General features: G+C 56.2%; 10 protein-coding genes and 2 pseudogenes. 8 read left to right on the forward strand and 4 right to left on the reverse strand.

Annotated features, from left to right (window positions below; all coding sequences use genetic code 11):
* The 6 genes from RHIBUN_RS0126825 to RHIBUN_RS34065 all read left to right on the forward strand — a co-directional run.
* A partial coding sequence (locus RHIBUN_RS0126825; protein ID WP_025660006.1) for a UDP binding domain-containing protein occupies positions 1 to 445 on the forward strand: 445 nt, incomplete at its 5' end.
* 2 nt (positions 446 to 447) lie between these two features.
* Entirely contained in the window at positions 448 to 1,482 is a 1,035-nt protein-coding gene (locus tag RHIBUN_RS0126830; protein WP_025661929.1) for an NAD-dependent epimerase/dehydratase family protein, read from the forward strand.
* Complete coding sequence (locus RHIBUN_RS35775) at positions 1,479 to 3,428, forward strand: acyltransferase family protein (protein ID WP_025661930.1); 1,950 nt, start codon at positions 1,479 to 1,481, stop codon at positions 3,426 to 3,428. Before RHIBUN_RS0126830 ends, RHIBUN_RS35775 begins: the two co-directional genes overlap by 4 nt.
* A gap of 74 nt (positions 3,429 to 3,502) precedes the next feature.
* Positions 3,503 to 4,714, forward strand: a complete 1,212-nt coding sequence (locus RHIBUN_RS0126840; RefSeq protein ID WP_025661931.1) for an acyltransferase — start codon at positions 3,503 to 3,505, stop codon at positions 4,712 to 4,714.
* An 18-nt stretch (positions 4,715 to 4,732) separates the two neighbouring features.
* On the forward strand, positions 4,733 to 4,963 hold the full coding sequence (locus RHIBUN_RS0126845) for a hypothetical protein (protein ID WP_025661932.1): 231 nt from the start codon (positions 4,733 to 4,735) through the stop codon (positions 4,961 to 4,963).
* Between the two features lie 104 nt (positions 4,964 to 5,067).
* Positions 5,068 to 5,289, forward strand: a complete 222-nt coding sequence (locus tag RHIBUN_RS34065; protein ID WP_280949581.1) for a hypothetical protein — start codon at positions 5,068 to 5,070, stop codon at positions 5,287 to 5,289.
* Positions 5,290 to 5,651: 362 nt separating this feature from the next.
* Here RHIBUN_RS34065 and RHIBUN_RS0126855 read toward each other — a convergent pair whose 3' ends face one another.
* A complete protein-coding gene (locus RHIBUN_RS0126855) occupies positions 5,652 to 6,383 on the reverse strand; it encodes a hypothetical protein (protein ID WP_025661933.1) in 732 nt (243 codons plus the stop codon).
* 436 nt (positions 6,384 to 6,819) lie between these two features.
* Between RHIBUN_RS0126855 and RHIBUN_RS0126860 the strand changes: the two genes are divergently transcribed.
* Positions 6,820 to 7,746 carry a cation transporter gene (locus RHIBUN_RS0126860; protein WP_025661934.1) on the forward strand — a complete coding sequence of 309 codons (927 nt, stop codon included), beginning with the start codon at positions 6,820 to 6,822 and terminating at the stop codon, positions 7,744 to 7,746.
* Positions 7,747 to 8,068: 322 nt separating this feature from the next.
* Here the strand turns inward: RHIBUN_RS0126860 and RHIBUN_RS34070 are convergent.
* The 3 genes and pseudogenes from RHIBUN_RS34070 to RHIBUN_RS0126890 form a co-directional block, all read right to left on the reverse strand.
* Positions 8,069 to 9,023: pseudogene (locus RHIBUN_RS34070) on the reverse strand (SDR family oxidoreductase).
* A 346-nt stretch (positions 9,024 to 9,369) separates the two neighbouring features.
* A pseudogene (locus RHIBUN_RS35780) lies at positions 9,370 to 9,980 on the reverse strand (UdgX family uracil-DNA binding protein).
* Between the two features lie 1,787 nt (positions 9,981 to 11,767).
* Positions 11,768 to 12,076 carry a hypothetical protein gene (locus RHIBUN_RS0126890; RefSeq protein ID WP_245271728.1) on the reverse strand — a complete coding sequence of 103 codons (309 nt, stop codon included), beginning with the start codon at positions 12,074 to 12,076 and terminating at the stop codon, positions 11,768 to 11,770.
* Positions 12,077 to 12,175: 99 nt separating this feature from the next.
* Between RHIBUN_RS0126890 and RHIBUN_RS36550 the strand changes: the two genes are divergently transcribed.
* Positions 12,176 to 12,340 (forward strand): hypothetical protein, encoded by a 165-nt coding sequence (locus RHIBUN_RS36550; protein ID WP_156932760.1) that lies wholly within the window; start codon positions 12,176 to 12,178, stop codon positions 12,338 to 12,340.
* Positions 12,341 to 12,369: the final 29 nt, after the last annotated feature.

Below are 12,369 nucleotides of genomic sequence, written 5' to 3' on the forward strand. Positions count from 1 at the left end.
CAACGACAACCGCAAGCGCGCCATGGGCCGCAAGGTCATCGCCGCCTGCGACGGCAATGTCCGCGGCAAGAAGATTGCAGTCCTCGGCCTGACCTTCAAGCCGAACACCGACGACATGCGCGACGCGCCATCGATCACCATCATCCAGGCCTTGCTGGATGGCGGCGCCAACGTTCANGCCTATGATCCAGAAGGCATGGAAATGGCGAAGGAGGTTATCGGCCCCATCACCTACGGCCGCGACCCGTACGAGATTGCAGAAGGCGCGGATGCCATCGTCATCGTCACGGAATGGGACGAGTTCCGAGCGCTTGATCTCAAGCGGATGAAGTCGCTGGTGAAGACCCCGACCATCGTTGACCTGCGCAACATCTATCCCGTCGCCGAAGTCACCAAGCATGGCTTCAGCTATTTCGCCATCGGAAAGAAGAACGAGAAGAAGTAGAGATGCGCTATTTCATCACCGGCACTGCTGGCTTCATCGGCTTTCATCTTGCCCGCCGCTTGCTGCAGGATGGCCACGAAGTCGTCGGCTTCGACGGCATGACGCACTACTACAACATCAAGCTCAAGCACATGCGCAATGCGGCGCTGGCGCAGTTTCCGGCCTTCCGCCCGGTGACAGCGATGCTCGAAGATCGCAAAGCCCTGGAAGAGGCCGTGGCCAGCGCGGCGCCTGATGTGATGGTGCATCTCGCAGCACAGGCCGGCGTCCGCTACAGCCTGGAAAACCCGAAAGCCTATCTCACGTCGAACCTCGAAGGCTCCTGGAACATCCTCGATATCGCCAAGGATGTTGGCGTCAACCATCTCATGCTGGCCTCGACATCGTCGATCTACGGCGCCAATCCGTCCATTCCCTTCCGTGAGACAGACCGGGCCGACGAGCCGCTGACCTTTTATGCGGCGACGAAGAAGTCAATGGAACTGATGGCGCACAGCTACGCGCATCTCCACAAGATCCCGACAACCGCCTTCCGTTTCTTCACCGTCTACGGCCCCTGGGGCCGTCCCGACATGGCCCTCTTCAAGTTCGTCAAGAACATGCTGGAGGATCAACCGATCGAGATCTACGGCGAAGGCCGGATGAGCCGCGACTTCACCTATATCGATGACCTCGTGGAGGCGATCGTCCGCCTGTCGTCCGTCGCCCCGTCGGAGGCCAACCGCGTAGCCGACGAACGGGTAGAGACGCTCTCGCATCAGGCGCCATTCCGCGTCGTCAATATCGGCGGCGGCCAGCCGGAGAACCTGATGACCTTCGTCGAGACGGTCGAAAAGGCCCTCGGCCAGCCGGCAAAGCGCAAGATGCTGCCGATGCAGAAGGGCGATGTGCCACGCACCTTTGCGAGCCCCGATCTGCTGGTGGCTTTGACAGGCTACAAGCCGGAGACGACACTCAATGTCGGTGTGAGGGCTTTCGTCGACTGGTATCTGGAAGCACGCGGCGAACTCGACCGTGAACCAGAGGTCATCCGATGAACTATCGTGCGGAAATTGACGGGTTGAGAGCAATCGCCGTTGTTCCCGTTCTCTTCTTTCATGCCGCGATCTATCCCTTCAGCGGGGGGTATGTCGGTGTTGATATCTTCTTCGTCATCAGCGGATACCTTATCACCGGCATTTTGCTGAACGAGATCGAGCAAGGCAGCTTTTCGGTTGTCGGCTTCTATGATCGTCGTATCCGGCGCATTTATCCCGCACTTCTTGCCACGATCGTCGTCACGGCGATTGCCGCCGCGTTCGTCCTATATGCCGATGACCTAAAGGACTTCGGGCAAAGTGTCATTGCAACGCTTACCTTCATGTCCAACGTCTTGTTCTGGCATGAAACCAATTACTTTGCGCCAAATGCAGAATTCAAGCCGCTGCTGCATACCTGGTCACTCGCGGTTGAAGAGCAGTTCTACGTTCTCTTTCCGCTGCTTCTTTCCGTTCTTGCTTACCGGGGCCGACGCAGCCAATTCGCAGTTATTGCGGTCCTAACCCTCATAAGTTTTGCAGCAGCCGACGTTGCCTCGCTGCGATCTCCAGCAAGCGCGTTCTTCCTTTTACCCTTCCGGGCATGGGAACTGTCGGTAGGTGCGCTCCTTGCACTTTATGAAAATGGACGATCGCGCCCGGCTGGACGTATCGCGTCGATAGCTGCGATCGTCGGTCTTCTGCTGATTGCCTATGCGATCGTCGGTCTCGATCTTGAGACCCCGTTTCCGGGGCGATGGGCGTTGCTTCCGGTTTGCGGAGCCTTATTGGTCCTGCATTTTGCACAGCCCTCCAATCTGATCGGCAGGATGCTCGGTTCGCCGGTTCCGGTCGCCATCGGCTTGATAAGCTACAGTCTCTATCTTGTGCACCAGCCCATCTTCGCACTGTACCGATATGCCCGCATCGCTGAACCGTCTCGCTTCGAGATGGTGGCCTTGATCGCGTTGAGCTTTGTGTTGGCATCGATATCCTGGAAGCTTGTGGAGCAACCATTCCGACGGGTCCGCTATCGGTCACGCACGGTCTTTGCTTCAGCCGCATGTGGCAGCCTTGTTTTGATTTCATTTGGCGTAGTGGCGCACCTGAACGCAGGCTTCCCCTCCTGGACGCTAGCACGGCTTTCGCCGCAGCAGGCGGTGGTCTATCGAAATCTGCTGGAAGAGCGCGGTCGTATCGACAAAGTAGCAGACCGCAACAAGTTCGCTGAGTGTGTATTTCGCACGGGTGAACTGAACGAGACCTTCCGTCGACAATTTGCTGATTGTGCAAAGGAGCATGGCGCCGCGACCATCATTGTCGGCGATTCGCATGCAGGCAACCTTTTCGACGCGATCGCGCCGCTATCGGGCCGGCCGTTTTTCATCGGAATAAACAAGGGTTTTTGCCGCGCTGTCGAATCCAACCCTCAATGCTTCTATGATGAACTATTGGACTTCGTCGCAACGAACGCTGCTTCAATCGATAAGATCATTTACATGCAGGCGGGGTTCTATCTTCTCGATGCCCCGGACGGCGCCATCGGTAGTCGGGACATGTTCCAACGCTACACCGACCGACAATTTCCGGTTAGCCAATCTCGTATCGACCAGACGCTGGCGTATCTCGGCAAGCTTGCGAACCACGCAAATGTGGTGTGGTTGGGTCCGTGGATAGATCCGCATGTCACACATAACCAGCTTGTTGCAAACGGCTGCAACGGCGCAACTGACCTGCCCAATTCCTTTGTGATACCGTCATATACGCACCTTGATCAGACAGTGAACGCGTTGGCTCGTAAAAGGCAACTGTCCTACTTGTCGACTATCAACGCGCTGAATTTCAACGCGCGGCACGATCTTGTCGACTGCCAGAATGTCTACTTCATCGATGCCGACCACTGGAGCGTCGCGGGCGAGCAGAGATTTGGGCCGAAGGTGCTGGAAGCACTCAACAGGACAATGTGAAAGGGGCTGCTGCCCGGGCAGGCGCCTTGATCGAAGGCAAGCTATCGGCGTGAGATCCATCAGGGGAAATTGTCATGACAACGAAAACACCGCGATATCATGCCCTCGATGGTGCACGCGGCGTTGCCGCCTTTGCGGTGGTCCTGTGCCATTGCCTATCCAGGGCATATCGCCACCCTGAGCCGTCGTCGCTGCAGCTGAACGCTCTGAAGGCTTTCCTTACGCTCGGTCACCTGAGCGTCATCTTCTTTTTTGTCCTCAGTGGGTTTGCTCTCGGCATTCGCTACACCTCGGGAAAGAACACTTCATACTGGCGGTTTCAGTTGAGCCGGCTGGCGCGTCTGGTGCCGTGTGTAGCAGCCGTCGTCGCTACCGCAACAATCCTTCGGTTGATGACGCCGGACCTTTCTGTCGACATGCTCTCGGGCGCTTTTGTCGATTTGTGGAAGCTTCCGATTAACGGCGAGCGGTTGGCCCGACACGTCTTGTTGATCGGGGTCAGTCGAATGGACACCGACTTGGATCCTCCCTTGTGGAGCCTCGTTTACGAAATGCGCGCCGGGCTCTTCATTCCCTTGTTCATGTATTCGCTCAAACGATATTCGCTTTACAGCAATATTATACTGCTTATCGCCCTCTATGCTTCTTCCTCGATCTCACTGTCCATGTTCGGGTTACCAAACCCGGTTTTCTATGGCGAGACACTGTTTGGTTCGCTGCTGGCAACGTTCCACTATCTGGGGTCGTTTCTTCTAGGATGCGTGATCTGCCATTGCCTGCATCAAGGCGAAGGGAATTGTGCTCCAAACGGAGCTCGGCGCTTTACACTATTGATGGTGATGGCATTCCTCGCCTTCTGGCTTGGAGGCATTATCACCCATAGCGACCTACTTCTAAGTCTGGCGGCGGCTTGTGCGATATTTTGCATTTTGCGCATCGCGCCGTTGCAGCAAGGGCTGGAGTTGGCGCCGATCCAGTTTCTCGGAAAAATATCCTATTCACTGTACCTCGTTCACATGCCTGTTTCGCTGGCGGTCCTGCGATTGACGGGAGGCGCCATCGGGGATGGTTACTTCCTTATCATTGCCCCGACGCTTAGCGTTATTGCCGCAACGGTGCTGTTCGCGATTGTGGAACGTCCCTCGATAGCTCTTTCAAGAACAGTCGGACGGCAAGGTAAGGCCTCGAGCCCAGGCAGCCAAGGCGGGCGTGACGAGCAACGCCCGGCCGGGACAAGAAAATCGTCGATTGATCAGCCTGAAGACATGCAAGTTCAATCGCAGTGATCATGAAGGAGAAAGCTGATGGATGCCAATGACCCGAGCTGCCCGAAGAGTATTGATGAAATGGCGCTAATTGCAGCGTCCATCCTGAGCTCGGCCAGCTCTTCATCAATTGAAATCTCCAGTGCAAGGAGTGTTCTCGTCGAAGTTAGGCGCGCATCGTACCGTCTTGCGACTGACGAGGACGTCAAGGCCCAATACCAGCGCCTTGCCCTGGCCTGTGCTGCTCGCAGCCAGACATCCGGGCGCTAAATCAGCGAACCCTTCGCCCGGTCATCGAATCGTGCTCGTGAAAGCTCCAACGCGTCAGGTGTGGGGTGCGAACGTCAAATTCGAACGCGATTGCAATCCTCGTCGTGGACGACGAGCTACCGGTGCGAATGGCGCTGCGTGCCGAGCTTGAGGATGCGGCGATGACTGTAATCGAAGTGCGAAACGCTACAGAGGCGTTGTGGGAACTCGAAACAAATATGACCATCGAGGCTGTGTTGAGCGATATCCGAATGCCTGGGGATTTGATGGAGTCGCCCTGGCAAGGTTCGTGGAACGTTGATGGACGTTTGTTGGAATTATGCTGACGTCGGGGGAGGCGGTCACAATCATTCGCGGGATGGTATGAGGTTACGCCTGGGCATAGTTTGACACCGATCATATCGGCACTGGCAATCGATCGGATTTTAATCGGAACTCTGCTGCAAACGGCCATATGAACGATCGCCAGCTGAGCCCTGGGAATGGTCTGTTCGGGGTTTTCGAATAAGCTTTGTGCAGGAACAGCCCTCTGTCAGCCATTTCATTTGGATCGCAGTAGGGTTCGTGGCCACCTCAGCCGCGGCCGGGGAAACCAAATCGTTCGTCTTCTTGAGATCCCGTCACGAGCCGGCGGAAAACGCCGGCCCTAACGCGTGGCGGCAAGCCACAACCTCGTTGCCGTATTGCGTCAATGCCTGAGCCGCGCCTTCAACCTGCTATCGGCGTGGGGATCGAAATAGTGGTAGAGAGCCGTCGCGCGCACGGTGCCGGGATCGCACGGTTCGTTTGCGTGGATACTTCGGTAGCCCCAAAATAGGTAGAGATTTCCAGGAACCATTTTGATCCTCGTGAATGACGTTGGATCCTTCGCAGCTCGGGTTCTCAGTGATCGTTGCCGGATCTTGTCGACCATTATTTTATCGACGAGATTTCCTGCATAGGTTTCCCGGACGGGTCTGGTATTCGGGAGAAGGAGGAGATCGCCGGCCAGGCCGACGGTGGGTATGACTATGGGAAGTAACGCTGTGACGAGGTAGGAGTCGTAGTGGAAGTTGAGAGAATGTTGCATCATTCCATTGCCGGTCAGGCATCTAAGCAATTGATAGAATTCGACAGCAGGAGCCGGTTTGTTGCGGCTCGCCACATAAAGCCTCGAAAAGATCGACTGGAAGCGCGTGGATTTGGCCAGTTGATCAAGTCCGGAACCCTTGACGGCTTCGCTGCCTTTGAAAGCCACATATTCGTTCCGGGAGTCGCGCACGGATGATGCAACGAACTGCTGCATCGTCATCAAACTGGAGGGCGCCAGGAAATCCGGTATGCAGCAATACCCGTCGCGCTCCATAGCGGAGAAAAGTAATTGCAGGTAGGCATCGGAGATTTCGGGAGTGGTTTCATCAAGCGCACTTGTAGTATCCATGACGGACCTCGAAAGCGTTTGACCTCCCGCTATATTAATAGATGCTATATCTAGGGTTGTCCAGCCGTTGGATCAAAGAATTGAGGCTAACAACGGCATCGTTCGCATGGATGCAGCTCTCTGCTGCCGCGTCTCAACAGCCTGTCATAAATGGATAAGCTGTGGTTGCATCGTGGCAGCCACAGTTGCGTCGAGCACACATGGAGAGGGGGCAGTGATCGCGGGAGCAGAACGCAGGCAACTTTGACGAGTGCGGTGGAAATCGCGCGAAATAGCCTGGAGACATTCATAGTGACCGCCGTCGTCGTGGCAAGGCTCATGGGCGCCGCGCAGACTGGCGTGCCCCTGCCCATATCATCGGCCAACTTAATTTGTGAGACTTTCGTCCCAGCGATGCCAAAACGATATGTTGGATCGGTTCTGCGGAGATATGTGAATGTTGAACGAGCAGCAGTTTCTACGCATTTCTATCGTGGCAACGGTGATTGTCGCCGCACTCGGAGTGGCCTTTGGCATACTGTCGGGCTCGTTCTCCATCGCCTTTGACGGTGTCTATTCTCTGGGCGACGCCGCGATGACTGGCCTTGCGCTTTGGGTGTCGAGCCTGATCGTGAAGTCAGCGCAAACCGACGTGTTGTCTGGAAGAGTTCGTAACCGCTTTACAATGGGCTTCTGGCATCTGGAGCCAATCGTCTTGATGCTTAACGGCAGCCTGCTGATGACCGTTGCTGTATACGCGCTGATTAACGCGATCATCAGCATCCTCAATGGCGGGCACGAACTGCTTTACGGCGTGGCAATTACCTACACGGCGGCGACCGTGCTCGTCTGCGCTGTCATGGCTGTTATTGGTGCCAGGTTGAACCGCCGCTTGAAGTCGGACTTCATTTCGCTCGACGTCAAGGCCTGGATCATGTCGGGAGGAATTGCCCTTGCCCTGCTGATTGCGTTTTTCATCGGTCTGGCTGTTCAGCCGACTCCTGTCGCGTGGATCGCCAGCTACGTCGACCCAGTCGTCCTCGCATTGGTTTGCCTGGTGATGATTCCGCTTCCAATCGGTACAATCTGGAAGGCCCTGACCGAGATCCTTCTCATCGCGCCGGTCGAACTTAAGAACCACGTGGACAACGTCGCTTCCGAGACCGTGCGTCGCCTCCAGTTCCTTTCATATCGCGCCTACGTTGCTCGTGTCGGTCGGGCGACACAGATCGAACTCTACTTCATCGTTCCCAAGGGCCTTCCGCCGAAAACGGTGGAGGATTGGGATGCGCTGCGCGACGAAATAGGGAATGCGATCGGCGATGAAAGCACCAACCGCTGGCTCACCATCGCGTTCACGGCCGATGAGGAATGGGCGGAATAGTAGCTTGAGCGTCGCGCTTTTCGACTCAGCTTTCGCGCGTTGAAGAGCATGATGACTGCCGTTTGACTGATTTGAAGCCCGCTTCGTCACAACTGGCCCTCACTCGATCGCGCTACGCTGCAGATCCCAGGCCTCCATTTCCTCGGATCCGAGAGCTGCCTAGAAAGTCACGCTGATCGCGGCCGTTGAAGTCGACACAAACGCCTACTCATAACCGCCGCGCCCGGCCATGCTCATGGGGCGGCCAGCAGCCATGCCAATGCACAAAGGAGTTATCGTCGAAGGCCTGTCGGGTGGTGCAAACCCGCCCGCCCGCACCGTTTCAATATCCGCCAACGATTGGCAGAATTTCGCCGGTGATGTAGCTCGACATCTGCGAAGATGCGAGGAAGACGTATGCTGGAGCGATTTCTTCCGGCTGTGCGGCCCGCTTCATCGGCGTCTGCGATCCAAATGTTTCCACATCCTTCGCTTCCTTGTCCGAAGGGTTGAGCGGCGTCCAGACTGGCCCGGGTGCGACCGCGTTCACGCGGATCCCCTTGGGAACAAGCTGGCCCGCGAGTGCTCGGGTGAAGGCATGTATGCCGCCTTTTGTCATTGAGTAGTCGAGCAACTCCTTCGATCCTTCGAGCCCCGTCACCGACCCTGTATTGATGATCGCCGAACCATTCACGAGATAAGGGACGGCGGCTTTCGCCATGAAGAAATAGCCGTAAAGGTTCGTCTTCATCGTCTCGTCGAAGTGTTCATCGCTCAGGTCTTCGATGTCTTGTGAATGCAACTGGAACGCAGCGTTGTTGACGAGGATATCGAGATGTCCGAACCGCGTGACAGTCTTCTCGACCGCCGTCTGGCAGAAGCTAGCATTTTTGACATCACCATGGATGACGAGGCATGTCCGGTCTTCCCTCTCTACGGCTGCCTTGGTTTCTTCGGCATCTTTGGCTTCATCGAGATGGATGATAGCTATGTCCGCACCCTCGCGAGCAAACAAAACCGCAACCGATCGTCCGATGCCTGAATCCGCCGGTAATCAGAGCGACTTTGCCCATCAGCTTCTCCGATCCTTTGTAGAAGGGCGCATCGTACATCGGCGCCAATGGAAGATCGGCTTCCGAGCCTGGCTTGTCTTGATGAACTTGTGGAAATGGCGGCTCGGGATAGCGGCGGGCTCCTGCTTGCATAGCGCCGGACGGCTTTGATTTTCCCTTCTTGTCGGCCTGTTCGACTTCCTTCTGGATCTTCCGCTGTTGCTGGACAGTATGGTTGGGTGACATGTGATCCTCCTTGGTTCAGAAGGTAGAACTCTAATCGACGCGAAAAGTTTGGAGCCGGCAAAGGCTCAACAACGGCCCCCGCAAAAGTCGGGCATATTGGAACCAGCGAGAGCGGCGTTTTGGTATCATCAACGACGTCAAAACAGCATGCTCCGTATCGGTCCGAAGGAGAGTCGTTTCGCGCTGTACTACCTTACCCCTGGGCCCGACGCCGTGACGTCGGACGTCGCCGAGCAATCGATGGCTTTGTCAAAACTCGAGAGGGCATAGTTGCAACATGGTGACGGCTTCGATCTTCATCAAAAGCCAACGGTTTTGACTTTGGACTTTGTAATTCGGCCACCTGCTAACGCTCGAGAAATGCGCGAACACGTCGCATTTCATTTACAAATCGTGCTACGGCTCGCCCGCCCGTCGGTTGATCGAATATTCGCAAGAGCGAGGACGGGTGTATGGTGATGAAAACCGGCGGGCCGATGGGGGGCGCAAGACAGAACCTCGATCCCGGGTGACTTTGACGTGCGACCCGAGGAGCGAATAGGCCGCCGTGGCACCCAAAGCCACGACCAATTTTGGCCGTACCAGGCGTAGCTCCGCCGCAAGCCACCATGCACACACCTTGATCTCGCCCTTGTTGGGCTTTGCATGAATACGACGTTTGCCGCGAGGTTCAAACTTGAAGTGCTTGACCGCGTTGGTGAGATAACAGTGATTGCGCTCGATGCCGGCCTCCTCGAGGCAGCGATCAAGCAGCTTTCCCGCCGGGCCGACGAACGGCCGGCCGGCCAAATCCTCTTTGTCGCCGGGCTGCTCTCCTACGAATACGACTTCCGCGGTTTTCGGACCTTCCCCGAAGACGATCTGAGTGGCGCCGCTGTAGAGATCACATCTTCTACAGTTTGCGGCGTCCGCGTGGAGCTCCTCCAAACTGGAATCAGCCACCTCTCGCTGCACCAACGCCGGACCAAGCAGTTCTGACACGGCTGACTTCTCCTCAAGGAACACGCTGCGCTAGCCGCGGGCTCTGGACACTGCATTAGCGCGAGTCCGGGGCCTCGGCCTTTTTGGGGAAAGAAACAATAAACGCAGAGGGTTGGTTCCAGAATTTGTGCATTTGGGATTGGCACCGGTGACTGATCGGCTTCAGATTCGATGAAGGACCTTCCTCACATCCTCCACGGCCATGTGCGCCTCAAATTTGCCTGCAACAGCTATGGTTCTATTTGCGCCTTTCATAGCATTGGCATGCGCCATTTTGTGATGGAACGTTTCTCATCGTCTCGCGCTTAGGCAACAGGTTCCAGGAGGACCATTGTCATGAAAAATGAAGCGGGAAGGCACTCCATCATATACTGGAGTGCGCCTATACATGTGCGAATTGGAAATGGTTCCAGCGAAACAATATTTGGGCCGGAGGCTGCAGTTGAGTATCTCAAATATCGATGGCCTGCTGACCGCGGCTCGCACTACCTGGCCGCAATGCGCGCCTGTAGCGAGGCGCTATGTCGAAGAGAGTCGCCCGATTTTGCCCGGGAGCTATTTGTCGCCGCAGCGATCGAAGGAGACATGCTGGCCTAACAACACGCGATCGTCCCGTTTCCCGACGAGAGCCAACGGAAGGCCCGCATGCTGGTTGCCGCAGGGTTGGTCACTTAGTTAGCTGATAACGTTCTACCCCTCGCTGGGTAGCAGATCGGGAAAGTGAACGCCTTTCGCATCCGCCGTGCCTGCACGATCCGGCACCGTAGATGGCAGACCCTTGCATGTGGTGCCACTCATCCACCGATCAATGCTCAGCAGGCCCTCAAGGTGGTGACAGAAATATCAGTCTCGCATGGCTTCGGCCACCCGTTCATGACATGGCGTCTTATTACAATGCTGGCCGGCTGGTCGACATGCGTTTAGCCGTAGCGACGGTCCAGGGGCTGACGGATGATCTGCTCGATATATTGGGCGCAATCGCGGGGTCGCGCGGCGCCGACTATTAACGACGTTGAAGAATCGTGACTCGACGCGTCCGTCAACCCGTAGTTCAATTCGCAAGCGGGGATTGGAAGGTAGGTCAATGAGATACGAACGGCACGATGCTCGGGCTTATGCAATCAAGATAGTCTCGATATTGCTGGCATCAGCCGTAACGGCCGGGGTTCCCACCTGGATTGTGGCCAGAGCCATGGGTTTTTGACAAAGGTCGATGCCGCGACGCAAGTCTTGCCTACAACGCAAAACAGGCACAGCCAATCGCCACTGCCTGGCTGCCTGTCCTTGCCAACGATCGAACGGTTTCGACGATGTCGTCGCGCGCAGCGGTCTTCATTTGCTCCATCACCCTACTCCACATCGGCAATGGGCACGTGTGACGCCGGCACCTAGGACTTTGGACCGACGTGCTCGGACTTTGGTCCAACTAGCGTGCATCGCCCACGGCGGCTATCTCTAGGTTGTCCTGATCGCTGAGCGGCTGGGAAGCACAAGAAGGGAAGCCCCCGCCCCAAACGGCTTCCCTTCGCCCGCTTCAGACCGGCAATATCTTTGGGCCCCCAGACCTTCTTAAAACGGAACTGGTCAAACAGCCTGCACGGTCTTTTCTGAAACCCGCGCTCTTTCCGATCGCGCGGCCAGTCCGCCGCAAGACGGCCACGCGTCGGCGACATCGCAGCTGACTGCGTTATCGACCCGTACTATCCTGCAAAAGGATGGGACAGGTTTAACATGACCCACTTGATGCGGTCGGGGGAGGGGGCTCAAGCTGACTTTAATAGGGGTATGGAGCCTGTAAGAATCCGTGCCTCACCGATGGAGACGCCATACGATGTCATCAGCAACAAACTCAATGCGACGGCGCGCGGAACGGGTAGGTCGCCGGTGGCCCATCGGCGGCTTGTAAGTTCATCTATATCGAAAAGCTCTTGCACGACGCTTGCCGTCAATCCGATGACAGCCAGCGTCGCCCGGTACTCGGACGGTGTCATTTGATTCGTTCCCGGCGCGATTTTTTTGCGCTTTATATCGTTATAACTACAATACCTTTCATTTGATTGCTTGATGTCCAAATTGCGACATCTATCAATCCAATAGCGCCACATCGCCAATGGTTGTCCAACATAGCGAACTTCCTATCCTCATCAACCAGGCGGTGAATGGAGCCAGGCATGAAGGCGATGCGATATCTCGCAAATATCGAGGAGGATTCAGAACTGCATGAACACGCCGCCGGTGTCGCAATCCTGTTGGCCGGGGAGGACGCACGGCGATCGGAAGAGAATCTAGAAAACCAGGTAGTCGTATGTGTCTTCTTCCAGTTTCTTGCAGTCTGATTGCATTCGGCGACGAGGCCACTTGTCTA

The sequence above is a fragment of the Rhizobium sp. IBUN genome (genome assembly GCF_000510625.1).
Classification (GTDB): domain Bacteria; phylum Pseudomonadota; class Alphaproteobacteria; order Rhizobiales; family Rhizobiaceae; genus Rhizobium; species Rhizobium altiplani.

Excerpts from the sequence above, each read along its gene's own strand:
- RHIBUN_RS0126855 (WP_025661933.1), bottom strand. The coding sequence starts at position 6,383 with ATGGATACTACAAGTGCGCTTGATGAAACCACTCCCGAAATCTCCGAT.
- RHIBUN_RS0126845 (WP_025661932.1), top strand. The coding sequence starts at position 4,733 with ATGGATGCCAATGACCCGAGCTGCCCGAAGAGTATTGATGAAATGGCG.
- RHIBUN_RS36550 (WP_156932760.1), top strand. The coding sequence starts at position 12,176 with ATGAAGGCGATGCGATATCTCGCAAATATCGAGGAGGATTCAGAACTG.
- RHIBUN_RS35775 (WP_025661930.1), top strand. The coding sequence starts at position 1,479 with ATGAACTATCGTGCGGAAATTGACGGGTTGAGAGCAATCGCCGTTGTT.
- RHIBUN_RS0126860 (WP_025661934.1), top strand. The coding sequence starts at position 6,820 with ATGTTGAACGAGCAGCAGTTTCTACGCATTTCTATCGTGGCAACGGTG.
- RHIBUN_RS0126830 (WP_025661929.1), top strand. The coding sequence starts at position 448 with ATGCGCTATTTCATCACCGGCACTGCTGGCTTCATCGGCTTTCATCTT.
- RHIBUN_RS0126840 (WP_025661931.1), top strand. The coding sequence starts at position 3,503 with ATGACAACGAAAACACCGCGATATCATGCCCTCGATGGTGCACGCGGC.